The sequence below is a fragment of the Cupriavidus basilensis genome, from assembly GCF_029335485.1.
Lineage (GTDB): Bacteria > Pseudomonadota > Gammaproteobacteria > Burkholderiales > Burkholderiaceae > Cupriavidus > Cupriavidus basilensis_E.
The window spans coordinates 1-26,976 of sequence record NZ_JARJLM010000255.1 but is presented as its reverse complement, the minus strand read 5'-3'; the positions used below and the strand labels follow the sequence as shown (position 1 = coordinate 26,976).

Here is a 26,976-nt window from a genome sequence, read left to right as displayed (position 1 = left end):
AAGATGCGCTGGTGGGAAAGGCTGTTGGGGGAAATGCAGCAAAACACGAAGCAGGATGCGCACGCACCGGATCCTGCTCTGGGGTCCGCTGCCGCGCCAGTGACGACTGGTATTGGCGACAATTGCGATGCCGCGACGCAAGCAATGCTGGAAGCAACTGCCAACTCTCGAGACGCGTTCTACGCCAGCCTCGGCGCGCTTGAACCCGATGTGTTAGCGCCCCTGATCAATCCGGCTCTCATGGGCGGCCCGACGTGGCCGGCACTGCGGCAAGCTTGGAGCGTGATCCGTAGGCCAGATTCGACCGCCGTGGCAAGCAACGGCCTGTCCGATCCGTTTGAGCAGACGAATGCTGCGCCGGTAGCGCTCGGATTCGGAATTGAGGTGTTCGCGGAGGCCCGAGGGCAGATCGCAGAGATGTCGCGTTCGTGGCTGTTCGATCTGACGTATCAGGTGAGCCAGAACGTAGCGAGCCACGGCCAGTGTCTCGACCTATTGGCACGGTATGGAGTGCTCTCGATGCTGTTGGAGGTAAAGGGCCTCCCATTGGAATGGCTGTCGGGAGAGGGCAAGGCCGGAGTGCTCATCGGGCTACCGGCGAAATCGGTGCCTGCCACTTTTGATACGCCGTACGGCGAGGTGCGCATGGTGGCCCTGACGCTATTGCGCCCGGAGGAACTGGCGTTTCTGGAGACGAGCGAAGAAATCAGCGTCAATCGCCGGTGGCTGGCAGAGAATTTCGCCAGCGTGCCGGACGGGCACGTGAATGATCTCGGGCGTTCCCCTTTTGTTACAGCGTAGGCCCGACAAGCTGCGGGGGATGCGGACCATCCCCATCGATGCGGGGTATTGCTTCGGTTGCGAAGGCACGGGACGAGCGGACAATTTCGCTAAGCCTCAATCCCAACCGAGGAAATTCTTCGATGTACTCCGACGATCTATCGAAACTGTTCCAGCGCATTGGCGACAACCCCCAAGACTATCGCCAAATCGTGCGTGAGGATTCGGTCCTGCAGGCGCGTGAGCGCTGGCCGCTGTTGGCCTCAATGGGCGCTGAGCTATGGGACGAGCTGCCGCATAGACCGGCACCGTGATGCCCCGATCGACGCCAACCGCGGCGGTGCGCAGCTCGCCTTCGGACCATGTAGCCAACTCGGCCGCGACCTCTTCTGGCGTCACCGCCGGCGGTCCGTCATCTGTGCTGAACGAGACGTGCCAGCGGCCGGCGTCAATCGTCAGCGTGATACTCGCCGGCATCGCGTGGGGACGGTGCGCTGTATAGGCGATCTCGCCCACTGGGAACTTGCCCTTGCCGACGTGCAGGCGATAGCGTGTCTCGCCGGTCGGCGTGTCGGCAATCGGTTGGAACGAGAACAGCTCGCTCGTGAGCCAGACCGATTACGGCCCGACTTTGCGCTGAATCGTTGGTCGGCCACCGAGCTTCTGGAAGAAGCGGCTGTAGGCCTGCTTCCAGCGTACCGCGCCATTGCGCAGCACTTGCGACGGGACCTCGGAGAGCCATGGCGTCAGCTCCGGGTCTTTGTAGCGTGCGTATTCCTGATCGATGGGTGGATGCTGTCCCGTCAAGCAGAGCGTCTTGCGCTGGAACGCTCGGCAATATCGATCCTCGCCGACCTTGGCGTTGTAGGGGACATGAGTAGACGCATCAACGTGGAACATCTCCCCAACTTCGACGCAGCGCCGTATCTCGACAGCGAGGCGGCGATCGCCGGATATCCAACAGATATTCTGGAAGCAAATGATGCGTCCCTCCTCGCGGCCGCACTCGGCGACATTGCGCGTGCCCCGGGGAATGGCTGAGATCGCCAAGTCAGCCGGTGTTACCGCGAGGCCTTGTACAAAGCATTGCGGCCGGACAGCGCACCTCGCTTCGACACGGTAAGCCGGGTGTGTGCTGCGCTCGGGGGTGACTCGAATCCATGACGGCGAGACGCCAAGCCCAATCCCAGGGCGCGATTTCTCAACCAATCGCCCCGGTCGAGTGATCATCGCATCGGTGAGGGTCAATCAGACCCTCACCGTTTCGGAGTTCTCGCTCACCCCCGCCGGTGGAACAGCGGCGCTCAAGGCGATACTGCTCACGAGCGCGACAGACCCGAACAAGATGCTGTCGAGCAACGTGGTGGCGCTAATCCCCGACGCGCCGCTGGCGGCCAAGACGACGTACACCGCCAAGCTGGTTGGCACGAACAACGGCCAGCCGATCAACAAGACTTGGAGCTTCACCACTCAGTGAGCGACGGTTCTGCGTTTTGGAAGGCCGGCATCGACGGGCTTTTCCATTTCTGCGTTAAGGATTTCGCAGCCAAAAGCAAACGTTCTCCATCTCATTTACGCCATCAATATATGGATAGCGCATTGTATTAATCCCTACCAACGCTGGAATCGGGATCGCATTAAATCGTCTATGCTGGATTCGTCGCCAGACCCCCGTCCGGTCGAAACACCGTTAAGTTGCCGATCCTAGGGCGGCGACTTCTTTTGCCAGTCATCCAGCCTAAAATGGAAAATTTCGCTGTCGGCCCACAGAACTGGCTCCTAAACGCCGCGCGGCAACGGCAGAAGCGTGTCAAAGTCTATCTGGTCTCTGGCGTCAGGTTGGCAGGTTCAATCGAGTCGTTCGACAATTTTGTTGTGCTACTGAACACGACGGACGGCTTACACGCGATTTACAAGCACGCCATCACGTCCGTCCAATTGGAAGGTCCTGTCCGGCCGCCGGGCGCGGGTTCCGAGAGCGATCCCAAGGCACCCACCGTGGTCATTCGAACGCGCCGTCCCATACAAAGCTGACGACGGCGAGTCAGCATCAAATTATTTCAAGCGCAGAGTTTTGAGGATCTGCCTACCTTTAAAGTTGCCCAGCTTGCAAGTCCGTGCTTTGCGGCCAATAGTTTCCTTTCGCTCTCAAGCAGAATCGACATGCAGCCAGATAGCCAACCGGTTCGAATTTCGCTAGAGGAATTGAGATCGTTCGCCTCAGTGCTAACTGACGGCTCTCTGCTCAAGCAGGCGACCTTGCGCGTGATCGCAGAGCAGGAGGATCATCAGCGCAGGCAGAAGGCCAAGGCACACGAGTTGCTCATGCAGGCTGACTAGCTCCGTAGTCTCAGAGATCCCCTCTCACGGGCAATAGTTTCCCAACCTGTCGTTCCTCATAATTTGTCGTTAACGGGGTTCAAGATGCAATTCGCAGCTGCAGCAGGATACGTTGCCGGTCTCATCGCCGCCCTCGTTACCGCGGTCCGGTGGGTCATTAAGAATGATCCTGGTCATCGCGACGACTGAGCCGCTGCGGCAGAAATGCCGATGGTTGGATGTGCGGCGGCTCCATCACCCCGCGACGGATACGGTTACTCACTAGTAGCGCATATCGCAAAGGAGAGCGGACAGAAGGGGCGGCGCATCGCGTCGTGCGCTATCCCTCTCCAGCCTTACCGCTGAGGTTTCCCGCGAAGAATGATGAACGCAATTCGGAATTTATGGCTTACGACCTTACTCGCCGGCGTCGCTGTATCTAGTCTCGGTGGCTGCAACTACCTGGATGACGCGGCAAAGGTGAGCTCGCAAGGCCAGGCCGTCGGCGCCCGGATGAGCTCGTACTTCGCTAAGGGAATCGCCGCGCGTAAGGGACGGTGCGCTGACGATCGCCTTGAGGCATCGTTGCAGGATAGTGCACGGGCCAAACACAACCATGCGCCACCGCTCGATTCGGCAGCGTTCAAGGCTGCGGCGGACAAGGCCGCGAGCCAATACAAGGTGTGCCTCGACGGGAGCGACGGCAGGGGCGGTGAACGCGCTCAGATCGAAGTGCTCCAGGACAGCGTCAAGGTGGCGGATGCGTTCACCAAAGCTTTCACGTCCATGGGCAAGCTTGCCGGAGAAGACATTGGCAAGGCAGCTGCTGATGTCGCTGAGGACGTGGAGACAGCAGCGAGTTTGCTGCAGTCGTCCAGGGTCATCAAAGAGAAGCTGACGGACGACGACAAGAAGAAGATCGGGTCGATCGCCGCAGGTGTTTCGGACGCGATTCGGGCAAAAGACGTGAAAGCCTTCGCGAAGAGCGCGGCGCCACTCGCGGAGTACTTCTCGGATTACATCGCCTACGCCAAGGTCCCGGTGGCAAGTGTGATAGAGGATCGGGCGGCCAAGCGGGCCGCGATCCGGGCCCAGCTCTCTGAGGCGGGCATGCTTGACGACGCAACGCCTATGCAGGACTACCTGACCGCCGCCGGCATAAAGACGGTGCCTTCCAAGCTTAACGACCAATACCTGCTGGTCTTCCAACGGGGAGTGCTGTTCGATGACGCGGCCGTGGCAAAGAAGGCCGCCGATGACGAAGCCGAAGCCATTCGGCAGGACTTGGCCTCGCTCAAAGCACGGCTCGACAATTTGGCCGGCGGCGTGGTTCGGCACAAGCACCAAGATGACGCAGTGAGCGCCGGCGCCGCCAAAGGCGATGCCGGCAAGGCAAGCAGCGCCGACGCGGCAGTAGCCGGAAAGCAGTAATCTAGGAGCAATCATGGCAGTCAACGAAGCACAGATTTTCCAGAATGCTCTCCTTCTCGCGCAACTTCGGCACGTGGTGCTAATGGTTAGGAAAGTCCGCGACGATGAAACGCTGAGCGATGAAATTCATGACGTTGCAAAGGAAGAGTTGGCCAAGGCGGAGGCTGCAGTGACTGCTGCACAAACTGCAATGCTCAAAAGCGCATTGACAACGGTACGGCCCTCCGTAGACCAGTTGGAAAAGGCTGGTGAGGAGGCCCTAGCCGCAGCCCAAACCGCGAGGAAAGTGGCAGACGTCACCGATGCGCTGGTCAAACTCGGCAAAGTCGCCGCTAATGTCGCCGCTCTGATTGCCGCGCTGTAGCGCCACCGCAGCGGCAGTCCCACCGATGGTGGGCGATCTGTTGACTCGCAACGCCGAGCGTGTTCTGGCTACAGAGTTGCTGCAATCTATTCGCGGAATGACTACCGGAAAAGGCGATGCGGTCAGGCAGTTTGCGGTCACGGCCGTCGCCAGCGCCCGTCCCAGCGGCCGAGCCGTGTCCCGCACCACCCCGCTCTCCCGCAGCCCCGAAGGTTGCCCCGCCGGCGGCACCTGTACCGCCGCCTCCCAGCGAGCTTGCGACCGTCTTTGCCCGCCTGGACGGCCGCGGGAGACCGTCAGGCATCCCTGCGCAGGCACCAGGCCGCAACTCCTTCCTCGACAGGCTGAGACGCTCCTTAGGCAACCTAGACGTAATTCACGTGTCCTGACATGACACAATATACTTGTCACTACAAATCACAGAATACTTGTGATAGAATCACAAAAAATACGTGTATAACCAAAACACAAAATACTTGCAAAACAATTTATTAGCCTCATAGCGCACTTTCATAGGGTGAGAGATGGCAACTTCGCCAGCAACACGGCAACTTAGCGAGGCACTTGCGGCGCTTAAGGCGCTTCAAGACAAGGGATCCTCCGTCTTCCAGACTGACGAATTCTCTCGGCGCCACCGCGAATCCCTCCAGAAGGCTGGCTTCATACAGCCCGTCATCAAAGGTTGGTACATGGCGAGCCGGCCCGAAGAAAAGCCCGGAGATACGACCCCCTGGTATGCGGCAATGGATAGTTTCCTAGCAGCATACGCAACCCACCGCTTTGGCAACGACTGGCACGCCTCCCCGGACCTCTCCATCTTGCTACATGCGGGAACAACGGTGTTGCCCAAGCAATTCGTCATCCACAGCCTTACGGGCAGCAACAACAACATCCGGCTGCCGGATGGGTATTCGCTCTTCGACCTAAGGGTGAAGGCTATGCCGTCAGTCGATGCGCTAACAAAGGTCCGTGGCATCTCCGTTTTGAGGCTACCCACGGCTCTCAGCCGAGTCGAGCAACCGTTTTATCGAAGCTATCCGCGCGATGCGCAAATCGTGCTCGCTCAGATACCGGACGCGTCTGAACTAAACCGAGTGCTTCTCGAAGAAGGACGAAGCCATTTCGCGGGACGCTTGGCTGGCGCGTTTCGAGCCATAGGGCGCCAGGATATTGCGGACGACATCTTGGGCGTGATGCAGGCGGCTGGCTATACAGCGCCGGAGGTAAACCCCTTCGAGTTTGTGCATACCATCTCGTCCGAGGATGCGGCGGGGCCAGCGGCCCTGCGGGTGCGGCTCATGTGGGCGGATATGCGAGAGCGGGTGCTGGAAATTTTCCCGCCGGAGCCCGGATTGCCTGCTGACGTGGCCGGTTATTTGAGTGCCTTGGAGGATGTCTACAAGACGGACGCATATCACTCATTGTCAATCGAAGGCTACAAGGTCTCCGACGCGATGATCAGCAAAGTGGCGAACGGTGATTGGCATCCCGAGGAATCCCAGTCCGACAAGGACGCGAAGAACGCGATGGCGGCGCGAGGCTATTGGCTCGCGCACATCGAAGTGAAGAGAACCATCGAAAAGATCCTGACCGGCGCAAATGCTGGCCAAGCGTATCAAGCCGACCATGCACAATGGTACCGGCAGCTGTTCGCTCCAAGCGTCGATGCCGGGATTCTGACCCCGGCAGATCTAGCCGGCTACCGCGGGCACCAGGTGTATATCAGGAACGCGAAGCACGTCCCTCCGCCCAAAGACGCCGTGCGGCAAATGATGCCTGAGCTGATAAAGCAGCTCCGGGCCGAGCCGAGCGCGGCTGTCCGAGCGGTGCTCGGCCACTTCGTTTTCGTGTTCGTCCATCCCTATATGGACGGCAACGGGCGCCTAGGCCGATTCTTGATGAACGCGATGCTGGGCTCCGGGGGCTATCCCTGGACGATCATCCAGCTTCCGCGCCGCGCGGAATACATGGAAGCGCTCAATGCCGCCAGCTTCGACGGTGATATACGGCCGTTTGCTGAGTTCGTCCGATCTTCCATGGAGAACCCTCCAGCTGCTATCTGAGCTTCGCCAATATCCGCCGCAAGAAAAAGCCCACGCAAGCGGGCTTTTCTTCGATCGACATCCCTTGCTCAATAGGCACAGCCTGTCGCTGCGCGCGTTGCTTCTGGACTTGCTCGGGGGTGACCGGCTCGCGGTACATGCAATGGGAAGCGATTGAGGTCAAATTCCAGATGCCCCGCCACTGCGACCGACATTTCGGTGGCGCGGGAATGTCAAGATGAAACGCGTTTTGCCGCCCGACGATTCCGCCGAAACCAAGCCGCCGTGTGCGACCATAATGGCCTGCGTGATGGAAAGTCCCAGTCCCACGCTATCGGAATCGGCGCGCGTCCTTGACTTGTCGGCACGGAAGAAGCGGTCGAATAGCAACGGCAGCAACTCGGCGCTGATTTCCTCGCCCTCATTCTCGACCACAATGGTCGTATTGCCGCCCTGCTCGCGCGCCTCGACCCGGATCTCCTTGCCTGGTGACGTGTAGCGTAGCGCATTCGACAGAAGGTTGCTGAGCGCCCGGCGCAGCATCAGATGATCGCCGGTAATCTTCGCTTGACCGCGAAGGCACAGATTGACGCCCTTGTCCTCCGCCAGCGCATCGTAGAACTCGAACAGCGCCTGCACTTCAGCGGCCACGTCGATTGCTTCCTCGTTGGGCAGTGTAATGCCGTGCTCCATCTTGGCCAAGTACAACATATCGGAGACCATCCGGCCAAGGCGCTGCAATTCTTCGGCATTCGAGGTAAGAACCTCGCGGTACTTGGCGGCGTCCCGTGGCTGTGACAGCACGACATGCGTCTGCGTCATCAGGTTGGTAATCGGCGTCCGCAACTCGTGGGCCAGGTCCGAAGAAAACTCAGATAGCCGCCGAAAATCAGCCTGCAGTCGCTCCAGCATGGCATTCAACGTTGCCGCCAGATCTGCCATCTCCACCGGCACCGCTTCCACCGGCATGCGCGCATCCAGCTTGTTCGCCGTGACGCCCTTGGCTCGCGTGGCCATCATGCGCAAGGGCACCAGTCCGCGTCGCGCCGCCCACCAACCAAAGAGGCCGCTAGCGGCCACCGCCAATGCCGTATAGAACGCCAGCGAATGGCGAAACGCATGCATAAAATGCGCATGGATTTTCGTGTCCATGCCGACCACGACGCGCAATGGCGCAATCCGCGGATCAGCCGCACTCACCTGCGCACGCATGCCGCGGTATTCCTGCTCGCCTTGCTGCCAGACGAAGGTATCGTCACTCGCCAAATCGCGTGGGATTACCTCGAAAGCAATCGCAAAATCGAAATCCTTGGTCGCATACACCTTGTGGCCCTGTGCCGTCTGCACCTGAGCGACGAAGCCAGGATGGTGATCGACCATTTCCTGAAGCCGCTGGGGCAATCGCTCGGCCGGCGTTTCCTTCGCGATCTTTTCGATCAGGCGAATATTGTCGCCGAGCACCACATAATCCTCGGTGGCAAAGTGGCGATCCATCGCCAGCCAGATGACCACGCCGAGCCCTAGCAACACCACCGCAGACGAAAGCGAAAACAGAATGGTCAGCCGCATCGTCAGGGACAGGCGATGTGTCATGGCTGCTCCTCCGGCGCTTCCAGCACGTAGCCCATGCCGCGTACGGTCTGGATCAGCTTGGTGTCGAAGTCGTCGTCGATCTTTGCCCGCAAGCGGCGAATGGCCACATCGATCACGTTGCTATCGCTGTCGAAATTCATGTCCCAGACTTGGGAGGCAATCAACGAGCGCGGCAGCACCTCACCGTGCCGGCGCGCGAACAACTCGAGCAGCGCGAATTCCTTGCTGGTCAGCGTGATGCGGCGCCCTGACCGCGACGCCCGGCGCCTGCCCAAATCCAGCACGAGGTCGCCCACCTGAATGCGGTCCATGGCCAGCTGTACGGTCCCGCGGCGCAGTAGCGTGCGCACGCGCGCCAACAGTTCCGCGAACGCAAACGGCTTGACGAGATAGTCGTCAGCGCCCAGCTCCAACCCCCTGACCCGGTCGGCCACGCTGTCGCGGGCCGTTAGGAATAACACCGGCACTGGGTTGTCCGTGGCACGAATTGCCTGCAGAATGTGCCAGCCATCGAGCTCCGGTAACATGATGTCGAGGATGATCAGGTCGTACGACTCGTTAAGCGCCATGTGCTGTCCGTCCAGCCCGTTGGCGACCAAGTCGACCACGAACCCAGCCTCGGTCAGCCCCTGGCGCAGGTACTCGCCGGTTTTGGATTCATCTTCTACCACCAGCAGCTTCATCTTCGAGTCTCCCCCCTGTTCCTTCGGACTGTGTGCCTGCCCGTTGGGGCCGACTCTATGCGGGAGTAGTCTACCCAGCCGCTTCCCGAATGATCCCAACCTTACCAGAATGTAATGTTTGGGTAAGTTGACGGTAGCCTCGCTCTCGTTACTCTCTTGCTGCCGCCTTCCGACGCGGCCATTCAAGCAAAGAGGACTATTTCATGCGACGTGATCGACCGTCTGGCCTTGTTCTGCCTAACCTGCAGCGCCGCCGTTTTGTACAGGGCCTGGCCGCCGGTGGAGTGGTGGCGGGGCTGTCTGGCTTGGGCGGTTCGGCCTGGGCCCAGCCGTCAGGCCGACCGGCAGATGTCTTATCCGGCACAGCACCAGTGCTGCGCGGAACCGAATTCGACCTCGTGATTGGCGAGTCGGTGGTCAACTTCACCGGGACGCCGCGCGTGGCCACCACCATTAACGGCATGTTGCCGGGGCCCACGCTGCGCTGGCGCCAGGGCGAAACAGTGACGATTCGGGTCACGAACCGGTTGCGCGAACACACGTCGATTCATTGGCACGGGATCATCCTGCCCTTCGAGATGGACGGCGTGCCGGGCATCAGCTTTGCCGGCATCGCGCCGGGCGAGACCTTCACCTACCGCTTCAAGATCGATCAGACCGGCAGCTATTGGTATCACTCGCATTCGGGCTTCCAGGAGATGACCGGCGTGTATGGCGGCATTGTCATCGATCCGGCCACTGGCGTGGATGGTGTGCGAGCCGATCGCGATTACACGGTGCTGCTCTCGGATTGGACCGACGAAGATCCGATGCGGGTGCTCTCGAAACTGAAGGTTCAGAGCGATTACTACAACTATAACCAACCGACGGTTATCGACTTCTTCCGCGACGTCTCCAATGAAGGGATAAAGAGTGCGCTCGCCAAGCGCAAGATGTGGAACGAGATGCGGATGAGCCCGACCGATCTGGCGGATCTCTCGGGCGCCACGCTGACTTACCTGACTAACGGCGTCACCCCGGCCGGCAACTGGACCGGTGTGTTCAAGCCGGGCGAAAAGGTCCGTCTGCGGTTTATCAACGGCGCGGGTAACACGTTCTACGATGTGCGCATTCCTGGCCTCAAGCTCAAGGTCGTCCAAGTCGATGGGCAGAATATTGAACCGGTGACTGTGGACGAATTCCGCTTCGGACCAGGTGAAACCTGTGACGTGCTGGTCGAGCCGCGCGACGAGGCTTATACCATTTTTTCGCAGTCGATGGACCGCACCGGCTACGCGCGTGGCACCCTGGCGACCCGGGCCGGGCTGACGGCGCCGGTGCCCGCGGTGGATAAGCCGCAGTGGCTCACCATGGCCGACATGATGGGCAGCATGGGAGGCATGGGAGGCATGGATCACGGCGCCATGGGCGGAATGAGCCATGGCAGCATGGCCATGCAGGGCATGAACCATGACGCAATAGCCATGGATCACAGCCAGCATGCTGCCGGGGACATGACAGGTATGGCAGGCATGGCGACCGAGGCGTCGCTGAAGGTGCCTAGCACCAAGGCTCGGCACGCCAAGACCGAGTACGGCGCCACCACCGATATGCGTGTCGACATGGCGCGCACCAATCTGGATGACCCGGGCATTGGCTTGCGCGACACCGGACGCCGCGTTCTGACACTGGCTGATCAGCATACCATTGGCGGCCCGTTGGACAAGCGCGGTCCGGGGCGCGAAGTGGAACTGCATTTGACCGGCAACATGGAGCGGTACTCCTGGTCCTTCGATGGGGTGGAGTTCGGGAATTCGACTCCGGTCCATTTTAAATACGGCGAGCGGCTGCGCGTCATTCTGCACAACGACACGATGATGACGCATCCGATGCACATGCATGGCATGTGGAGCGAGCTTGAGTCGCCGGATGGCGCCTTCTTGGCCCGACGACACACCATTGCCGTGCAGCCAGCGCAACGCATCAGTTTTCTGGTCACGGCCGACGCATTGGGCCGGTGGGCGTGGCATTGCCACCTGATGTTGCACATGGACGCCGGGATGTTCCGCGAAGTGGTTGTGGCCTGACCTTTACCGATACGCACATGGATAAACCAACAAGAACAGTACTTGCCGCCTTGCTTGCGTCCGCGGGCATGAGCGCGGCTTGGGCTCAGCACTCACACTCCGAAGAGGTTCGAGCGAAAACTTCGCCGCTCGCCGTTGCGCAGGAGGCGAAATCCGCTCCGAAATCGAAGTCTTCGGACAAGGTTGGCGGCACTGCGGCGACGGACGCCCAGATGCAAGGCATGGATTCGATGCAGGGTATGGACCACAGCCAGATGCAAGGCATGGGTTCGATGCAGGGCATGGACCACAGCCAGATGCAGGGCATGGGTTCGATGCAGGGCATGGACAACAGCCAAATGCAAGGCATGGGTTCGATGCAGGGCATGGACCACGGCCAAATGCAAGGCATGGATCATGGCGACATGCAGATGCAGGGGGGGAGCGCACCTGCGGACGCGCGCGATCCGCATGGGTACTCGGGTGGGTATCAGCTCGGCGTAGGCCAATATGCCATCGGTCCAAACCGTTCACTGCACATGGCAGACGAACACGTGTTTGCCTCAGTACTCGTTGACCGGTTGGAATGGGTCAAGGGAAATGAGAGCAATGCCGCTGTCTATGAGGCGCAGGCGTGGATCGGCAGCAGCTTTAACCGCCTCGTGATCAAGGCCGAGGGTGAATCGGAGAAACGCAGGATTCCGGAGGCCCGCACCGAGCTGCTGTGGGGCCATGCCATTTCCGCCTATTGGGACACACAGTTGGGTATCCGCAACGATGCCGGCTATGGCCGACCGACCCGGAACTGGCTGGCCTTCGGTGTGCAAGGCCTGGCGCCATACTGGTTCGAGGTCGATGCCACCGGCTATATCGGCACCGAAGGCCGCACCGCGCTGCGCCTGTCAGCCGAGTATGAATTGCTGATTACCCAGCGACTGATCCTGCAACCCAGAGTCGAGGCCAATCTTTACGGAAAGAACGATCCGGAGGTCGGCGTGGGCAGCGGGCTGTCCAGCGGTGCCGTGGGGCTGCGTCTGCGCTACGAGGTCAGCCGTCAGTTCGCGCCGTATATCGGCATTGAACGGTACCAAAGCTTTGGCAATACCGCCGACATGGTTCGCACCTCAGGCGGCCGAAGTGGCGAAACCCGTTTCGTAGCGGGCGTTCGCATGTGGTTCTAACCACGTTTTTCAACCCACATTCTTATTTGGAGTTCACCATGCAAGCGCCCCGCTTCACGATCCGTGCCACACTGGCCGTCGCTGCCGTGCTGGCTAGTTCCCCTGCCTTCGCGCATCCGAAGCTGGAGTCTTCTTCGCCCGCCGACAAGGCTGAAGTTTCTTCGCCACAGAAGATCGAACTGAAATTCTCAGAGAACCTGGTGACCCAGTTCTCCGGAGCCAACCTCGTCATGACCGGCATGCCTGGCATGGCCAACCATGCGTCGATGAAGGTTGCCGCCAAGGTTTCCGGCAGCGACGATCCCAAGACCATGGTGATCACCCCGGCCCAGACGCTGGCGCCTGGCAGCTACCGCGTCGATTGGCGTGCAGTGTCGTCCGACACGCACCCGATTAACGGCAATATCGCGTTCACCGTGAAGTGATCCGCCGATGGACTGGGCAACTGTTGCAGTGCGTTTCGCACTCTATTTCGATCTGACCGCGCTGTTTGGTCTGCCGCTGTTTGGCTTGTACGCACTGCGCCGTGATGAAATGGCGTCGCCAACTGGTGCGCGCTTTTTGACGATCGGCATGATGGTTGCGACCCTGGGCATCATCCTGTCGATGGCCAATATTGCCATCATGGCCAAGGGCATGACCGGTGCCGCGTCCTACGCCGAACTGCAAGGCCATGTCTTCGAAATGATCGTGACGGGCACCGCGTTTGGCGCGGCCTGGGCCGTGCGGCTCGTTGCCCTGCTCCTTTGCGTGCTGGTCGTGTTGTTTGTCCGCAAGCGGCCAGGGCTTCAATTCGGCGTTCTGGCTGCAGCGGGCGGCATCGCGTTGTCGACCCTTGCCTGGGGCGGCCATGGCGTCATGAATGATGGCATTCGACGCTACATTCACCTGAGCTCGGATATCGCTCATCTGATGGCCGCCGGTGCATGGGTCGGCGCTCTGCTCGCCTTCGTCCTGTTGTCCCAACCGTCCGCCACGCCTGGCAAGGTTGCGTTACTGAGCCGCACCTCCAACGGCTTCGCCCAGGTGGGCACGGTCGTCGTCGCAACCTTGGTCAGCACGGGCGTCGTGAACTATTGGTTGATTGTCGGTCCAGTCTTGCCGGAGTTGTCACTGCGCTCATACGGCGGATTACTGGTGGCCAAGCTGGCGCTGTTCGCTACCATGCTCGCCCTTGCCGCGGCTAACCGCTTTCATTTGAGCCCGCGCCTGGAGCATGCCGTACGGGCAGGCGATCATGCCGCCGCCGCTCTTAGCTTGCGCCGCAGTCTGATGTTCGAGACCAGTGCGGCAACGCTTATTCTGGCTCTCGTCGCCTCGCTCGGCATCCTATCCCCCTCAGGCATGTAGCCACTGTTTTCCGGAACCGCGCAGCAAGGCTGCGCCTGCCAATCTTTTAAGCAACCGCCAAGGAGGCTCCATCAAGACGATCAAGCCGTTGCTGCTGGCTTTGGGCCTGTCGCCGATGCTGGTCTGGGCCGCAGGCAGCATGGACGGCCATGCGAGCCCGCCAGCGCCATTAAGTCCGCAGCCGGCCAGCCGGGCCAGCCGGCCAAGATCTCGCTCACGGTTGACGTGACCATGAACATGAGCGCCAGCTGTCGATCGTGACGGCAATGGCAAACGGCTCATCGGAAAAATCTTGACATTGACGCGGTAGGAAGGTGAAGAATCAAAACGGCGTCGCAAATGCAAAGGGCATAGCCATGAATCATCAACTGCATCACCACGGAGAGCAAGTGGGCACCCAGAAAGAATCCGCATTGCTGGATGGAGAGCCCAAGGATCCTGTATGCGGCATGAGCGTGACATCCGAATCGCCTCATCGCGAAACCCAGGACGGCAAGCACTACTGGTTTTGCGGTACGCGCTGCCAAGACAAGTTCATTGCCGATCCCGCGCGCTATGTAGTGAGCGTTGCGCAGGCCGAAGCGCCGCACGCTGGCGCGTTCTATGTGTGCCCCATGCACCCTGAAGTGCGTCAGGACCACCCCGGCCGCTGCCCCAAGTGCCAGATGCATCTGGTGCCTGAAAGTGAGGCCCAGCATGGCTCGGGCGGAGCACATCACCACGGTCATCATGCCCACCATGCGGGGAACCACGCGCAGCCGGAATCCGCGGCCGTGCCGGCGCAAACGCCTGCTGGCACGATCTACACCTGCCCCATGCACCCCGAGGTGCAGCAGGATCGTCCGGGTAGCTGCCCCAAGTGCGGCATGTCGCTGGAGCCGATCATTCCACTGGACGAGGAAGATAACAGCGAGTTGAAGGATTTTCAGCGGCGCTTTTGGTGGACGCTGCCGCTCACGCTGGTTGTCGCCATCCTGGCCATGTTTGGCCATCGTCTGGGCTGGTTCAGCATGCAGACCCAGACCTGGATTGAGTTGGTCCTGTCCCTGCCCGTGGTGCTATGGACCGGCTGGCCATTCTTCGTGCGAGGCTGGCAATCGATCACCCACCGCAGCCCGAACATGTGGACGCTGATCGGCCTGGGATCGGCTGCGGCCTTTGTCTATAGCATCGTCGCCACGGTTGCGCCGGGCGTGTTTCCCAACTCGTTCGTATCGATGGGCCGCGTGGCCGTGTATTTCGAGGCGGCGGTGGTCATCATTTCCTTGACCATGCTGGGCCAGATCATCGAGTTGAAAGCACGCTCCCAGACCTCCGCGGCCATCAAGTCTCTGTTGGGCTTGGCACCGAAGACCGCGCGACGCATCAACGCGGATGGCAGCGAGGAAGATGTGCCGCTCACTCATGTGCATGTCGGCGACCTGCTGCGCGTGCGTCCTGGCGAGAAAGTCCCGGTCGATGGCGTCGTCACCGAAGGGCGCAGCGCGGTCGACGAATCCATGCTCACCGGAGAGCCGGTGCCAGTGAGCAAGCGTGCCGGCGACAAGCTGATCGGTGCCACACTCAACACCAACGGCGCTCTGGTGATGCGGTCCGAGAAAGTCGGCGCGGCCACCATGCTGTCGCAGATTGTGCAGATGGTTGCCTCGGCCCAGCGCTCCAAGGCGCCCATGCAGCGCATGGCCGACGTGGTGGCGGGCAAGTTCGTCATGGTTGTGGTGCTGATCGCCATTGCCACATTCCTGGTCTGGGGTCTGTTCGGACCGGAGCCGAGCTGGGTGTTCGGGCTGATCAACGCGGTGGCCGTGCTGATCATCGCGTGTCCGTGTGCTCTGGGGTTGGCGACGCCCATGTCGGTGATGGTGTCCACTGGCCGCGCCGCCAAACAAGGCGTTCTGTTCCGCGATGCCAGCGCGATCGAAAGGATGCGCGAGGTCGATACCCTGATCGTGGACAAGACCGGCACCCTCACGGAGGGCAAGCCTGCATTCGACACCGCCATTGCCACCTCCGGCTTTACTCCCGATGAAGTGCTGCGGCTGGCGGCCAGCCTGGACCAGGGCAGTGAACACCCGCTGGCCGATGCCATTGTCAACGCGGCCCGCGCAAGGGGCCTGCAGCTGGCGAAGCCAGTCGATTTCGAGTCGGGAAGTGGTATTGGCGTGCGTGGCACCGTTGAGGGCCGGCGCCTGGCGTTGGGCAACACAGCGCTGATGGAACAGGAAGGCGTGGTTGTGTCGGCATTGCGAGCCGACGGGGAGCGCCTGCGCGGTGAAGGTGCCAGCATCATGCACCTGGCTGTCGATGGCGAATTCGCAGGCATTCTGGCGGTAACCGATCCCATCAAGGCCAGCACGCCCGAGGCCATCCGGACCTTGCACGCGAGCGGCCTGCGTATCGTGATGGCAACCGGAGATGGACTCACCACCGCCAAGGCCGTGGGGGCCAAGCTAGGCATTGATGAAGTGCACGGCGAAGTCAAGCCCGCCGACAAACTGGCACTGGTGGAGCGGCTGCAGAAAGAAGGCCATGTGGTCGCCATGGCAGGGGACGGCATCAACGATGCTCCCGCGCTGGCCAGGGCCGATGTGGGTGTGGCGATGGGAACCGGCACTGACGTGGCGATGAACAGTGGCCAGGTCACCTTGATCAAGGGCGACCTGCGCGGCATAGCGGCATCGCGCGAAGTCTCCATTGACACGGTGCGCAACATGCGGCAGAACCTGATGTTCGCCTTCATCTACAACGGTATTGGTGTACCGATTGCTGCCGGAGTCCTGTACCCGGTCACCGGCTGGCTGCTGTCCCCCATGATCGCGGCGCTGGCGATGAGCTTGAGCTCGGCCTCGGTGATCTTCAATGCGCTGCGGCTGCGTGGAACAAAGTAGTAACCACCCAGGACTCTGCGATTTACATCTGTGCTCAATCCAATGCTCCTTCGAGTTGAGGCCAAGGGAGCCGAATCAGCACATTGGCTGTTGGCGCCACCCTGCCCTCCCTGGGCGAGCGGGCCGCACTGCCTCAATGGCTATGGGCGCACCTTGGTCTCCTGCTCGGCATCACGGGCTACGTCCTGGTCTGGGGCGGCATGCGTAGCGAGAGCGGTCGGCCCAGAATCCATCGCTGGCTGATGCTCTCCGTCCCCACGGGATGGTTCATTGTCGGGATCATCACTCAGTTTCCACTCGTCGACGCCCTGCTGGCCACTGCATACCATCTCATTGCCGTCTACTTCCTCGCAGCCTCGGCCATCGAACTTTGGAGAGATCGCCTCGATTACCCGCTCCCCTCGCGGCTCCCCTTGGCGTTGCGGGGCCGACGGCACGTCAAGCTTGCGCTTCGCGAAAGAAATCACCCACAGGCATTGACCTTCCCATGGTGGGAATCTCTAAGCTCTGCTTCAACACAGACATTCAAGGGGTAGTTCAATGGCTTCCGTTGCCCGCCAACAAGGCGCCAATCCATCCAGGTCCTTGGGTACACGCCTGAGCCTCCCGATAGAAGGCATGACCTGTGCATCGTGCGTCGGCCGTGTCGAGCGCGCGCTGAAAGCGGTCCCCGGCGTGCAGATGGCCGCGGTCAATCTAGCCACTGAGCGCGCGGACATCACCTTCACCCGCGTGGCCGATGCGCAGGCGGCTGTCCGCGCCCTCGAGAGCGCCGGCTACGCCGTCCGCGAAGAGACCACCGAGCTCGCGATCGAGGACATGACCTGCGCGTCGTGTGTGGGCCGGGTTGAGAAGGCGCTCGCACAAATCCCGGGCGTGCTCGATGCCAATGTCAACCTGGCGACCGAGCGCGCGCGGGTGCGCCACCTTGCCGGCGTCGTCTCCACGGCCAACCTTGAAGCGGCAGTCGAACAGGCGGGTTACAAGCCCCGCCGCTTGTCCGCCGAATCGGCGAATGTGGGCGATCGGGACACCGAGCGTCGTGAGAGCGAGTCACGGGCGCTGCGGCGCTCTTTGCTCATTGCAGCCATCCTCACCCTGCCAGTCTTCATCCTCGAGATGGGCTCGCACCTTGTTCCCGCCATGCATCATTGGGTGATGGGTGTTCTGGGTGAGCAGACAAGCTGGACTGTGCAGTTCGCGCTCGCCACCCTGGTCCTGTTCGGTCCGGGTCTGCGCTTCTTCCGCAAGGGCGTACCGGCGTTGCTGCGCGGTACCCCCGACATGAACTCGCTGGTCTCGGTCGGCACGGCGGCGGCTTACGGCTATTCGGTGGTCGCGACCTTCGTCCCCGAAGTGCTGCCGCAGGGCACCGCCAACGTCTATTTCGAAGCCGCCGCGGTCATCGTGACCTTGATCCTGCTCGGACGCACGCTGGAGGCGCGCGCCAAGGGGCGCACTTCGCAGGCGATCAAGCGGCTCGTCGGACTTCAGGCCAAGACCGCGCGCGTCGAGCGCAACGGCGATACGCTCGAGATTGCGCTCGACCAGGTGACGACCGGTGACGTCGTGTTCGTTCGTCCGGGCGAGAAGATTCCGGTCGACGGCAAGGTCATCGAGGGTGCTTCTTACGTTGACGAGAGCATGATCACCGGCGAGCCGGTGCCCGTGGCTAAGGGGGTGGGCGCCGAAGTCGTCGGCGGCACGATCAACAAGACGGGCGCTTTCAGTTTCCGCGTCACCCAGGTCGGCGCGAATACGGTGCTCGCGCAGATCATTCGCCTGGTCGAGGAAGCGCAGGGTTCCAAGCTGCCGATCCAGGCGCTGGTCGACAAGGTGACCATGTGGTTCGTCCCGGCGGTGATGGCAGCGGCAGCGCTGACCTTCCTGGTCTGGCTGATCTTCGGTCCGGCCCCGGCACTGACCTTCGCGCTTGTCAATGCGGTCGCGGTTCTCATTATCGCCTGCCCGTGCGCCATGGGGCTGGCCACGCCGACCTCGATCATGGTCGGTACGGGCCGCGCGGCCGAGCTCGGCGTTCTCTTCCGCAAGGGCGAAGCCTTGCAGGCGCTGCGCGATGTGAGCGTCATCGCTCTCGACAAGACCGGCACGCTGACCAAAGGACGCCCCGAGCTGACCGACCTCGTTCCCGCGGAGGGCTTCGAGTACAACGAAGTTCTCGCTCTCGTTGCGGCGATTGAGACCCGTTCCGAGCACCCGATCGCCGAAGCGATCGTCGTAGCCGCAAAGCAGCGGGACATCACGCTCGCACCCATCGAGGGCTTCGACGCAACCCCGGGCTTCGGCGTGTCGGCCAAGGTCGCCGGTCGGACCGTCGCCGTCGGCGCGGACCGGTTCATGACGCAGCTCGGTCTTGATGTGGCGAGCTTGCTGCCGACCGCCCAGCGTCTCGGCGCGCAAGGCAAGAGTCCGCTCTATGCGGCGATCGACGGCCGCTTGGCGGCGGTGATCGCGGTCGCCGATCCGATCAAGGAAACGACGCCCGAGGCGATCAAGGCGCTGCACGCGCTTGGACTCAAGGTCGCGATGATCACCGGCGACAATGCGGCGACGGCCGCGGCGATCGCCAGGCAGCTTGGCATCGATGAGGTCGCGGCCGAGGTCTTGCCCGACGGCAAGGTCGCGGCGCTGAAGAAGTTCCGGGTCCATGGCACGCGGGTCGCCTTCGTGGGCGACGGCATCAACGATGCGCCGGCGCTCGCCGAAGCGGACGTTGGGCTCGCCATCGGCACGGGAACTGATGTGGCGATCGAGGCGGCTGACGTGGTGCTGATGTCGGGCGACCTGCGTGGCGTGCCGAATGCCATCGCACTCAGCCAGGCGACGATCCGCAACATCAAGCAGAACCTGTTCTGGGCCTTCGCCTACAACGCCGTGCTGATCCCGGTCGCGGCGGGCGCGTTCTACCCGGTGAACGGCACCTTGCTTTCGCCGATCTTTGCCGCAGCCGCGATGGCGTTCTCCAGTGTCTTCGTGCTCGGCAACGCGCTCCGGCTCAAGCGCTTGCGGGCACCCATGACGGTCGAAACCGGCACCGAGACGCCGGGGAGCGGGACGGCATCGCCCCAGTCACGCCTGGTGAATGACCATTGACCCCGGACCGAAACGCCGCCTGACTGAACACCAAAACAAGATGGAGGAGGCCGTCATGGCTAGCGCATCTCATCCCCAAGTCATCATCTACACGACACCGACTTGCCCCGACTGCCGGACGCTGAAGGCTTGGCTCGCGAGAGAGGGGATCGCGTTCGAAGAGCGCGACCTCTCCGACCCCGAGATCATGGTGGAAGCCAAGGCGCGCACCGGGTGCGTGTCGCACCGATCACCTTGGTGGGTGAGAAGGTAGCATCGGCGCGTAGGCAAGCCCCCGGATTGCGGGTGGGTTCTGATTGGTCCCCCAGGAGGAATGAACGATGAATATCGGTCAAGCAGCCAAGTTCTCCGGCGTCTCGGCGAAGATGATTCGCTACTACGAACAGATTGGCTTGATTCCGAAAGCCATTCGTTCTGATGCCGGCTACCGACATTACAGCTCGCCGGACGTGCATAGCCTTCGCTTCATCCGTCGCGCACGCGACCTTGGCTTAAGCGATGGCGCAAACGCTCGAGCACCTGGCCAATCGCTACCACGGTAGTGACCGCCCGGATTGCCCGATCCTTTAGGACGCCTCGGTTTGGGGTCGACACACCCGCCTCGCCACGCCGCCACGGTGACTCATTCGTGAACCGAGGTGAACCCGCATCAGCTTTCTCAGCCTCGCTCTTATCCAATCGAGGTCAACGTTCTCCGATGGTCATCCCTTCTCGGGCTCGCTCAAACGCGGGGGCCAGAATCTCGCCATTGAAGTCGAAGTAAGAAATATCGCTGAAAAGCGTTTGACATTACCACGCTGTCAAAGCCCATATTAGTCGGACACAGTAACCAACCAGGAGATCAAGATGCTTCGTTTCTACATTCCAAACATGACCTGCGGCGGCTGCGCCAAGTCCGTCACCAAGGCGCTGCTGAGCGTCGACCCGCAAGCCCGCATCGAAACCGACCCGCCCGCGCGTGAAGTTCGGGTCGATAGCGCCTTGGACGAGAGCGCTTTCCTCGCGGCTCTTAGCGAGGCCGGGTACCCGGACAAGCAGTGACCCGAAGCGATGACAGAATGATCGGAGAGGGATATTCATGCACATCAAGCATCTTCTAGCGATCGGCGTGGCGGTGAAAGGCATTGCGGCACCGCCGCCATTCGCGGAGAGTTGCTGATCGCTTTCACCGACAAGGCTGCGGATCAGCCAATCACGCCAGCAGTGCGGTGCTAGCCATGGTGGACTTAGGGCCGCGCTGCAGCCGCATTCGGTGGTTTTCAGCCACTTGCGCGAGGCCGATTAGGCCACTAGGGCTGAGCGCAAAGGGGAGCCGTGCCGCCGGGCAGCAGCGCAACGTAGATCACTGACGCCGCAGTTGGCAGTCAGTGCCGGACCGTTGATAGTTGCAGCAGAGATCACACATCGGTCCTCTTTGCGGCAACCGATTCTGGCACGGAGTATCGCGTTTCATACGCGCGACCATTATCCGACCATGGTGCGCCAGTCATCTAATCAGAGCGTCGTCGCCACAATGGCGCTTACGGTTCTCGCGGCCACTGAACACCGGCACGCGCCTGTCGATTGCCCGCCGGCACGCCGACGCGAGATAGCCGCAGCGTGATGCTAATCAGGCAAAATCCGCATGCCCTCCGTCGCACAATGCGTCGCTTCTTGGCTTCCTTCTCATGCTTACCGTGACGCCGCCGTGGGTTAGCAAGAGTCCACGGCACCCGTCACAGCGCTACTGCTGCGACTTGAGCCGCGGCGGCTTCGACTCGGGAGGGTCGCCGAGTCTGTCATGTCCCCGTCATTCGACTGACAGGCGGCTTCTATAAACTCCGCAATCAATTGATGCTTGATGCCGCCGGATGAGAAGACTGTTGCGCTACCTGTCGCTTTGGCTCGTTGTATTTGCATTGCCAATTCAGAACGTTGGCGCGGTGGCTACCCTTTCGTGCGACGAACTGACCGTGCTGCGGCAGGGCTCTGCTCTCTTCGCAACGCTCACCACCATCCACGCCGCTGGCAAGGCGAGCGCCGACGAGACTGACGCACACTGCGATACGAAGTCGCATCACTGTCCGGCAACCGAGGAACGCGGCAAGGCGCGCGATTGCTATGCTTGTTCTGCCTGCTCGGCGGCCTTGGCACCAGCCATCTTTGTCTTCTCGGCAACGCAAGCGTTATCAACGAACGACATGCTGCCTGCATCGCTCCTCTCGATATTTGCCAGCACAACGCCCGAGACGTTGCTGCGCCCGCCTTCCCGCCATCTCTGACGCCGCCCACGCAGTTTGGGGCGGCTACCTCCCACGTTCGTAGATATCGTCCTTCGGCCTGTGACTGAAGGCGAAACACACCTGCCTGCTCGTCCATGCACGATGGCAATGCAGGGTAACTATGGTGCGGCGTGCGATCTGACAGTCGCGCTCGCACGATATTGGAGACAGCGATGCGCATCTGTAATCAATGTAAGGCCCCGCTCAAGATTGACGTGTGGGCGTGCACCGCGTGCGGTTGGCAGCCCCGTGTTCTTGCCGGCATGCTCTGTCTGGCACCCACCATGATGGTTGACCATGATGGCTTTCACGAGCCGCTCTTTGTCGAATACGAGAAGCTAGAAGCGACGCACTTCTGGTTCGTCTATCGCCGCAAACTGATCCTGGATGCGCTGCAGCGCTACTTTCCGAACCTGCGCTCATTCATGGACGTCGGTTGCGGGACCGCAGAGAACCTGCGGGCGGTCCAGGCCCGGTTTCCGCATGCTCGCCTGGTGGGCGGCGAGGCATCGATGCGCGCGCTGAAGACGGGGCAACGCAAATGCAAAGCGCTGTTGTTGCAGATGGATGCCCGTGCAATTCCCTATAGCGGCGCCTTCGACGTCCTGGGGGCGTTTGACGTCATCGAACACGTCGAGGAAGATGCCCAGGTCTTGGCCGAGATGTATCGTGCGTGCAGGAACGATGGCGGGATCGTATTGACAGTACCCCAGCATCCGTCGCTGTGGAGCCATATGGACGATGCGGCCAAGCACAAGCGGCGCTATACCCGCCAAGAACTGATGAAGAAAGTGGAGGCGGCCGGGTTCGAAATTGTGGACGTCACCTCCTTCATGACGCTGCTGCTGCCCGCGATGGCCATCTCCCGGGTGTGGCAGCGCGCCAAGCCGCCCAGCGATGCCATGGACGACGGGTTTCGCATTGGGTCGACCATGAACAGCGTGCTAGGGGGTGTTTGCACCCTCGAGCACAACCTGGTACGCGCCGGCTTGCGCTTCTCGGCAGGCGGCTCGCTGTTGCTGGTGGCCAAGAAGAAGGGCTGGACTTCGTAGCGGGAACGCAATACCACGCGTGGGCTGTGGAGCTTGGCGTCAACGACGAGGACTCCGCAGGCCGCGTTTCAATCGATCGCCTGGCACACGTCTGTGGCGCGAGAGCGGGCGCACTGCCTTGAGTTGATACGGGTTGCCATCACGGCAGCGTCGCAGGCGGGCCAACGCCCTCGTCATCTGGCAACCGAGTTTCTTGACCTTGATCCTGCCGACGTACCCGTTTCTGCGGAGACGGAGGATGCGGGGGAGCTTACGTGGATGTCATTCCCGGGTAACGTCCGCGTGAGTGTTGGCTCCCTATCATGACACTTAAGAGGTTACGCCTCGAAACGTTAAGGAGCGCATCATGAACACCAGGAAGACCGTCTCTACCGCGACGGCGCTGTCGGCCCTTTCCATCCTTCTGAGTTCCCCTGCGTGGAGCACGGACCAGACCAGAACCAATGCCGGGGACAACTGGGCGGATCACGTGCGGCGGCAAGCCGCCGAATCAGCCGGCACGCCGGCACCCCGCACCGTTCCCGGCGCCGCGCCCACGATGACCGCGGCGCAGTCCGTTACGACATTGGGGCCGCAAGCGGCGCTCTTCGGTAGCCTGGCGCCGGCGAACACGGCCGCGCGCGCGGTGACGCTCGCCCCCGGCCTGAAGTATGTCAATGTGGCTTCGGGCGACACGGTGACCTTCCGCAGCGGCGCGCAGGAGGCCACCTGGACATTCGCCGAATTCATTCACGGCAAATCCGTGGATCTTGGCGTCCTGTTCCCGGCTATGCCCAACGCTCAAGGCGTGCGCGTCTATATCGAGCGCAGCAAACTCTATACGGCTGGCTAATCAAGGCCAGATCGCCAGGAGTACCAACATGACACATTTGTAATTCTATCGTCAGGCCCTGGTGGTGTACATCTTTCTACACTGCAAGTGCAGGCTCACTGAGCCACTATCGAAACAAGGAGTAATAAAATGCGTACGTTGAAGAAAACTGCTCTGGTGGCACTGATCGTGGCGACCCTTGGCGGCGTCGCGGGCATCGCGAATGCTGGCGTCAGTTCGCCGCGCGATCCCTTTACCGTTGGGGGGCACACGATGGGCACGCGAGACCCGTTCACCGACGGTGGTCACGCGATGGGCACCCGTGATCCGTTCACGGATGGTGGTAACCACGCCGCGGGCTCTCGGGATACCTTCAGCGACGGCGCCTAAGAACTCATTTCACAATGAAGGCTCCTCGCGCTGAAGGGTGCGCCAGCAAATGAGGCAGTGTCGTTACGGTTCGCCCCGGTCAGGATGACCGCGATCGGCGTGCCTCTGGCGTCGGTTCGATCAGTGCCCACAGTTCGTCGTCGATGATAGGCTTGCCATCCCGTCTCTCCTGTCGCCACAACGGACGGGGTTAACAGGTTCGCCTTCAAGTTAGCAATGCCCAGCTTCTCTTTTTGAAACAGGTTCTAAGGAGATGAAAGATGAATCAGTTTTCCCCAGAGAAAATCGTGGAAGCGCAAAAGGCAAGTTTCGAAACCTTGGTTAGTCTGACGAGCAAGGCCTTCGATGGCTTTGAGAGACTGCTTGAGTTGAATCTCCAAACCATGAGGTCCACGTTAGCAGAGACACGGGAAGGCATGAAGCGGGCCTTGTCGGTCAAAGACCCACAGGAGTTGATGGCACTGCACATCGAGCTACTGCAACCCGTAGCTGAAAGGTCCTTGTCATATCGCCGCCATTTTCTCGAGATCGCGGCGTCGACAAGGGCCGAGTTCGACAAGCTCGCCGAAGCCCACTACGAGGCCAACAAGCGTGGAGTCCAGAGCCTAGTGGAAAGCGTTGGAAACGCAGGGCCTGCGGGCTCCGAGGCGGTGTTCACTGCCGTGCAAACCACTATCAAAGCAACCACTACGTTGTACGAAACCGTGCAGTCGACGACCAAGCAAGCGGTACAGGTTGCCGAGAACGGTTTCGATACCGCTGCAGATGCGGCGACCGGGGCCGTGCGGCATCGTACGACGCAGACGTCCCGGGTAGCTAAGGCGTAACTCGCTACGGAATTCGCAGTTCCGTATATCATTGCGTGTTGCGGAAGAATAAGAGACTTGAGACATGCTGTTGGCCGGCCGCGGGGCGGGGACGTCTCGCGCGTTCGCAACTTGGTTGCTGCCCAACACGCAGACCTGCGCATTGGAGGACATCGCAATGATCATCGTGGTGCAGGACCATTTCGAGTCGGTCCTTGAACAGCGCACCTGCAGAAAGGAGCGAAGACCGGTGGCAACGGATTATGGAGCCGCTGTTGTGCCCTCCAATGAGGGCGAATGAGAACACGCCGCAGTGTCCGTGCCGGACCCCTGCGAAAAGCCATCCCCGAATGGGAAGAGATGAAATTCCTCCAACCCTGCCGGAGGTGGCATCGGCTTGCAGCGGCCGCATCGCAGGTGATACTCGGAGATGTCAGTCAACTAGCCGACTGAGGATATCTCCCGAGATGACAAACACGAAGTCCCTGCAGCTTCAAGCCAAGGCCCTCGCCGCCACGCTGGTCGGCACACCTAGACAGAATGTATTGACCTGCCGCACCTCAAGCGGCGTGGATTAGGCTTGAGGTGGCTCGCATGCGGGCTACCGCCAACGGACAAAGGCCCGACATCTGGATTTCCCACCCGCGCCCCGCGAAGGATTGCTGCAGGAGATCCTGCATTTCTGCGCGGATACGCATCTGCTCGAGTGCCCGCCAGAAGACGGGTGCCGTCCACAGGCGATAGCGGACATGCTGGGCGCCCGCTATCCGCGCTACGCACGACGCAGGGCGTCGTCGCACCGCAAGCGATGAGTTTTCAGCTGTCCATTGGGCCCAGCCCCTCTTTCCTGGGAGCGAATACCATCTCGTAGAGGCGGTAATGCGTTGGATAGTCCGGTTCATCGCGGTAGGAATGCCCATTACTTGACACCCCTCGCACAGATCCCGGCGTGCCCAATTCAGGCACCGGGCTCCCACCTTGGATGTTCGACGGTGAATCTGTCGCCGGGCCATGGATGAAGGCTCGAGGTTTCAGGAGCCAGTCATCGGCGAGTCAGGCCATCGGCGCCCGCGTCATGGCATCTTTCTGGCTGCATCGCCGCAGCGAGCGCCGGCAAAGATTGGTGACGCGATAGCGAAATGCCACGGGCGCCCGAGAGTTCATTGCAAGCGCGTGATACGCCAAGTAGCCGCTTACCATTGTCTGAGCGAGTGCCCTTGGATGGGTATTGGTTCATGCATGCACCGCCATAACTGCGTCCGCCTTCTCGAAAGTATCGGTACATATGCCTCAATCGCCACCTCCTTGCAGAATAACACGCCTATGCGTCAGCATGACCTTCGATTGTTGGCAGCCCACCCATGGCCATCAAACCAGGAACACAAAGATTTTGTAAGCGTTTGTAATACGAGTAACGTTCCGTTATTATTGCGTCAGGAGTTGAAGAACCTGTCCGGGCCGTGCCGCATTCGAGCGCCCGCTTACATTGGTCGCCTCGACTCGGGTCGATGCGACGTACGGGGTGATAGTGACGAAGCAGTATTACGACATCAATGTCTATGAAGCCGCCAAATCCCGGATACGGCTGATCTTCGAGCACTTCGAACAGATCTGCGTGGCGTTTTCCGGAGGCAAGGATAGTTCCGTCACATTGCACTTGGCGCTCGAAGTCGCTCGAGAAATGGGGCGCCTGCCCATTCATGCTCTGTTTGTCGACTTGGAAGGGCAGTATCGAACCACCATCGAGCACGTCACGGAAATGTTCAACCGTGACGACATCCGCCCATGGTGGATCTGTCTGCCGATCAACCTACGCAATGCGTCCAGCGTTCATGAACCCTTCTGGTGCGCCTGGGAACCAGGGCG

General features: G+C 61.0%; 25 protein-coding genes and 2 pseudogenes. 24 read left to right on the top strand and 3 right to left on the bottom strand.

Annotated elements, in window-relative coordinates; all coding sequences use genetic code 11:
- Positions 1 to 3: 3 nt before the first annotated feature.
- From P3W85_RS14570 to P3W85_RS14540, 8 genes and pseudogenes are all read left to right on the top strand, one after another.
- Positions 4 to 801, top strand: a complete 798-nt coding sequence (locus tag P3W85_RS14570) for a hypothetical protein (protein ID WP_276265307.1) — start codon at positions 4 to 6, stop codon at positions 799 to 801.
- Positions 802 to 923: 122 nt separating this feature from the next.
- Entirely contained in the window at positions 924 to 1,094 is a 171-nt protein-coding gene (gene bcsP, locus P3W85_RS14565) for a cellulose biosynthesis protein BcsP (protein WP_276265306.1), read from the top strand.
- Positions 1,095 to 1,572: 478 nt separating this feature from the next.
- Positions 1,573 to 1,944: pseudogene (locus tag P3W85_RS14560) on the top strand (addiction module antidote protein).
- A 58-nt stretch (positions 1,945 to 2,002) separates the two neighbouring features.
- Complete coding sequence (locus tag P3W85_RS14555) at positions 2,003 to 2,257, top strand: Ig-like domain-containing protein (RefSeq protein ID WP_276265305.1); 255 nt, start codon at positions 2,003 to 2,005, stop codon at positions 2,255 to 2,257.
- 266 nt (positions 2,258 to 2,523) lie between these two features.
- Positions 2,524 to 2,814, top strand: a complete 291-nt coding sequence (hfq, locus tag P3W85_RS45515; RefSeq protein WP_430869547.1) for an RNA chaperone Hfq — start codon at positions 2,524 to 2,526, stop codon at positions 2,812 to 2,814.
- A 666-nt stretch (positions 2,815 to 3,480) separates the two neighbouring features.
- Positions 3,481 to 4,530, top strand: a complete 1,050-nt coding sequence (locus tag P3W85_RS14550; RefSeq protein ID WP_276265304.1) for a hypothetical protein — start codon at positions 3,481 to 3,483, stop codon at positions 4,528 to 4,530.
- A 13-nt stretch (positions 4,531 to 4,543) separates the two neighbouring features.
- Positions 4,544 to 4,894 carry a hypothetical protein gene (locus tag P3W85_RS14545; protein ID WP_276265303.1) on the top strand — a complete coding sequence of 117 codons (351 nt, stop codon included), beginning with the start codon at positions 4,544 to 4,546 and terminating at the stop codon, positions 4,892 to 4,894.
- A gap of 524 nt (positions 4,895 to 5,418) precedes the next feature.
- Positions 5,419 to 6,957, top strand: a complete 1,539-nt coding sequence (locus P3W85_RS14540) for a Fic family protein (RefSeq protein ID WP_276265302.1) — start codon at positions 5,419 to 5,421, stop codon at positions 6,955 to 6,957.
- Positions 6,958 to 7,116: 159 nt separating this feature from the next.
- Here the strand turns inward: P3W85_RS14540 and P3W85_RS14535 are convergent, their stop codons facing one another.
- On the bottom strand, positions 7,117 to 8,529 hold the full coding sequence (locus P3W85_RS14535; RefSeq protein ID WP_276265301.1) for a heavy metal sensor histidine kinase: 1,413 nt from the start codon (positions 8,527 to 8,529) through the stop codon (positions 7,117 to 7,119).
- Complete coding sequence (locus P3W85_RS14530) at positions 8,526 to 9,212, bottom strand: heavy metal response regulator transcription factor (protein ID WP_276265300.1); 687 nt, start codon at positions 9,210 to 9,212, stop codon at positions 8,526 to 8,528. Before P3W85_RS14530 ends, P3W85_RS14535 begins: the two co-directional genes overlap by 4 nt.
- A gap of 203 nt (positions 9,213 to 9,415) precedes the next feature.
- Here P3W85_RS14530 and P3W85_RS14525 point away from each other — a divergent pair, with 203 nt between their 5' ends.
- From P3W85_RS14525 to copD, 4 genes are all read left to right on the top strand, one after another.
- The gene (locus tag P3W85_RS14525) at positions 9,416 to 11,278 is read left to right on the top strand and encodes a copper resistance system multicopper oxidase (RefSeq protein ID WP_276265299.1); all 1,863 of its coding nucleotides are present in this window, start codon (positions 9,416 to 9,418) and stop codon (positions 11,276 to 11,278) included.
- 212 nt (positions 11,279 to 11,490) lie between these two features.
- Positions 11,491 to 12,438, top strand: coding sequence for a copper resistance protein B (locus P3W85_RS14520; protein WP_430869550.1), 948 nt, complete (start codon positions 11,491 to 11,493; stop codon positions 12,436 to 12,438).
- A 38-nt stretch (positions 12,439 to 12,476) separates the two neighbouring features.
- Entirely contained in the window at positions 12,477 to 12,863 is a 387-nt protein-coding gene (gene copC / locus P3W85_RS14515; protein WP_276265297.1) for a copper homeostasis periplasmic binding protein CopC, read from the top strand.
- Between the two features lie 7 nt (positions 12,864 to 12,870).
- Entirely contained in the window at positions 12,871 to 13,788 is a 918-nt protein-coding gene (copD, locus tag P3W85_RS14510; RefSeq protein WP_276265296.1) for a copper homeostasis membrane protein CopD, read from the top strand.
- Here copD and P3W85_RS14505 read toward each other — a convergent pair.
- Positions 13,777 to 14,133 (bottom strand): hypothetical protein, encoded by a 357-nt coding sequence (locus P3W85_RS14505; RefSeq protein WP_276265295.1) that lies wholly within the window; start codon positions 14,131 to 14,133, stop codon positions 13,777 to 13,779. The two genes, copD and P3W85_RS14505, sit on opposite strands and share 12 nt — an antisense overlap.
- Before the next feature lie 11 nt (positions 14,134 to 14,144).
- Here P3W85_RS14505 and P3W85_RS14500 point away from each other — a divergent pair, with 11 nt between their 5' ends.
- The 12 genes and pseudogenes from P3W85_RS14500 to P3W85_RS14445 form a co-directional block, all read left to right on the top strand.
- The gene (locus tag P3W85_RS14500) at positions 14,145 to 16,676 is read left to right on the top strand and encodes a heavy metal translocating P-type ATPase (RefSeq protein WP_430869546.1); all 2,532 of its coding nucleotides are present in this window, start codon (positions 14,145 to 14,147) and stop codon (positions 16,674 to 16,676) included.
- Between the two features lie 540 nt (positions 16,677 to 17,216).
- Positions 17,217 to 19,790 (top strand): heavy metal translocating P-type ATPase, encoded by a 2,574-nt coding sequence (locus P3W85_RS14495; RefSeq protein ID WP_276265294.1) that lies wholly within the window; start codon positions 17,217 to 17,219, stop codon positions 19,788 to 19,790.
- Positions 19,780 to 20,043 (top strand): glutaredoxin family protein, encoded by a 264-nt coding sequence (locus P3W85_RS14490; protein ID WP_276265293.1) that lies wholly within the window; start codon positions 19,780 to 19,782, stop codon positions 20,041 to 20,043. Before P3W85_RS14495 ends, P3W85_RS14490 begins: the two co-directional genes overlap by 11 nt.
- A gap of 67 nt (positions 20,044 to 20,110) precedes the next feature.
- Positions 20,111 to 20,360 (top strand): annotated as a pseudogene (locus P3W85_RS14485) (MerR family DNA-binding transcriptional regulator).
- Between the two features lie 276 nt (positions 20,361 to 20,636).
- Entirely contained in the window at positions 20,637 to 20,831 is a 195-nt protein-coding gene (locus P3W85_RS14480) for a heavy-metal-associated domain-containing protein (RefSeq protein ID WP_276265292.1), read from the top strand.
- Between the two features lie 821 nt (positions 20,832 to 21,652).
- On the top strand, positions 21,653 to 22,051 hold the full coding sequence (locus P3W85_RS14475; RefSeq protein ID WP_276265291.1) for a hypothetical protein: 399 nt from the start codon (positions 21,653 to 21,655) through the stop codon (positions 22,049 to 22,051).
- A gap of 173 nt (positions 22,052 to 22,224) precedes the next feature.
- Positions 22,225 to 23,103 carry a class I SAM-dependent methyltransferase gene (locus P3W85_RS14470; protein WP_276265290.1) on the top strand — a complete coding sequence of 293 codons (879 nt, stop codon included), beginning with the start codon at positions 22,225 to 22,227 and terminating at the stop codon, positions 23,101 to 23,103.
- A 346-nt stretch (positions 23,104 to 23,449) separates the two neighbouring features.
- Positions 23,450 to 23,935 (top strand): CzcE family metal-binding protein, encoded by a 486-nt coding sequence (locus P3W85_RS14465; protein WP_276265289.1) that lies wholly within the window; start codon positions 23,450 to 23,452, stop codon positions 23,933 to 23,935.
- 129 nt (positions 23,936 to 24,064) lie between these two features.
- Positions 24,065 to 24,304, top strand: coding sequence for a hypothetical protein (locus P3W85_RS14460; RefSeq protein ID WP_276265288.1), 240 nt, complete (start codon positions 24,065 to 24,067; stop codon positions 24,302 to 24,304).
- A 260-nt stretch (positions 24,305 to 24,564) separates the two neighbouring features.
- Positions 24,565 to 25,131 carry a phasin family protein gene (locus P3W85_RS14455; protein ID WP_276265287.1) on the top strand — a complete coding sequence of 189 codons (567 nt, stop codon included), beginning with the start codon at positions 24,565 to 24,567 and terminating at the stop codon, positions 25,129 to 25,131.
- A gap of 157 nt (positions 25,132 to 25,288) precedes the next feature.
- Positions 25,289 to 25,411: a hypothetical protein gene (locus tag P3W85_RS14450; protein ID WP_276265286.1), complete on the top strand. Its 123-nt coding sequence runs from the start codon at positions 25,289 to 25,291 to the stop codon at positions 25,409 to 25,411.
- A gap of 1,227 nt (positions 25,412 to 26,638) precedes the next feature.
- On the top strand, positions 26,639 to 26,976 hold a 338-nt coding region (locus P3W85_RS14445), incomplete at its 3' end, for a phosphoadenosine phosphosulfate reductase family protein (protein WP_276265285.1).

What these genes read in the sequence shown, in the direction of transcription:
- P3W85_RS14570 (WP_276265307.1), top strand. Translation starts at nt 4, where the DNA reads ATGCGCTGGTGGGAAAGGCTGTTGGGGGAAATGCAGCAAAACACGAAG.
- bcsP (WP_276265306.1), top strand. Translation starts at nt 924, where the DNA reads ATGTACTCCGACGATCTATCGAAACTGTTCCAGCGCATTGGCGACAAC.
- hfq (WP_430869547.1), top strand. Translation starts at nt 2,524, where the DNA reads ATGGAAAATTTCGCTGTCGGCCCACAGAACTGGCTCCTAAACGCCGCG.
- P3W85_RS14550 (WP_276265304.1), top strand. Translation starts at nt 3,481, where the DNA reads ATGATGAACGCAATTCGGAATTTATGGCTTACGACCTTACTCGCCGGC.
- P3W85_RS14545 (WP_276265303.1), top strand. Translation starts at nt 4,544, where the DNA reads ATGGCAGTCAACGAAGCACAGATTTTCCAGAATGCTCTCCTTCTCGCG.
- P3W85_RS14540 (WP_276265302.1), top strand. Translation starts at nt 5,419, where the DNA reads ATGGCAACTTCGCCAGCAACACGGCAACTTAGCGAGGCACTTGCGGCG.
- P3W85_RS14535 (WP_276265301.1), bottom strand. Translation starts at nt 8,529, where the DNA reads ATGACACATCGCCTGTCCCTGACGATGCGGCTGACCATTCTGTTTTCG.
- P3W85_RS14530 (WP_276265300.1), bottom strand. Translation starts at nt 9,212, where the DNA reads ATGAAGCTGCTGGTGGTAGAAGATGAATCCAAAACCGGCGAGTACCTG.
- P3W85_RS14525 (WP_276265299.1), top strand. Translation starts at nt 9,416, where the DNA reads ATGCGACGTGATCGACCGTCTGGCCTTGTTCTGCCTAACCTGCAGCGC.
- P3W85_RS14520 (WP_430869550.1), top strand. Translation starts at nt 11,491, where the DNA reads ATGCAAGGCATGGATTCGATGCAGGGTATGGACCACAGCCAGATGCAA.
- copC (WP_276265297.1), top strand. Translation starts at nt 12,477, where the DNA reads ATGCAAGCGCCCCGCTTCACGATCCGTGCCACACTGGCCGTCGCTGCC.
- copD (WP_276265296.1), top strand. Translation starts at nt 12,871, where the DNA reads ATGGACTGGGCAACTGTTGCAGTGCGTTTCGCACTCTATTTCGATCTG.
- P3W85_RS14500 (WP_430869546.1), top strand. Translation starts at nt 14,145, where the DNA reads ATGAATCATCAACTGCATCACCACGGAGAGCAAGTGGGCACCCAGAAA.
- P3W85_RS14495 (WP_276265294.1), top strand. Translation starts at nt 17,217, where the DNA reads ATGGCTTCCGTTGCCCGCCAACAAGGCGCCAATCCATCCAGGTCCTTG.
- P3W85_RS14490 (WP_276265293.1), top strand. Translation starts at nt 19,780, where the DNA reads ATGACCATTGACCCCGGACCGAAACGCCGCCTGACTGAACACCAAAAC.
- P3W85_RS14480 (WP_276265292.1), top strand. Translation starts at nt 20,637, where the DNA reads ATGCTTCGTTTCTACATTCCAAACATGACCTGCGGCGGCTGCGCCAAG.
- P3W85_RS14470 (WP_276265290.1), top strand. Translation starts at nt 22,225, where the DNA reads ATGCGCATCTGTAATCAATGTAAGGCCCCGCTCAAGATTGACGTGTGG.
- P3W85_RS14465 (WP_276265289.1), top strand. Translation starts at nt 23,450, where the DNA reads ATGAACACCAGGAAGACCGTCTCTACCGCGACGGCGCTGTCGGCCCTT.
- P3W85_RS14460 (WP_276265288.1), top strand. Translation starts at nt 24,065, where the DNA reads ATGCGTACGTTGAAGAAAACTGCTCTGGTGGCACTGATCGTGGCGACC.
- P3W85_RS14455 (WP_276265287.1), top strand. Translation starts at nt 24,565, where the DNA reads ATGAATCAGTTTTCCCCAGAGAAAATCGTGGAAGCGCAAAAGGCAAGT.
- P3W85_RS14450 (WP_276265286.1), top strand. Translation starts at nt 25,289, where the DNA reads ATGATCATCGTGGTGCAGGACCATTTCGAGTCGGTCCTTGAACAGCGC.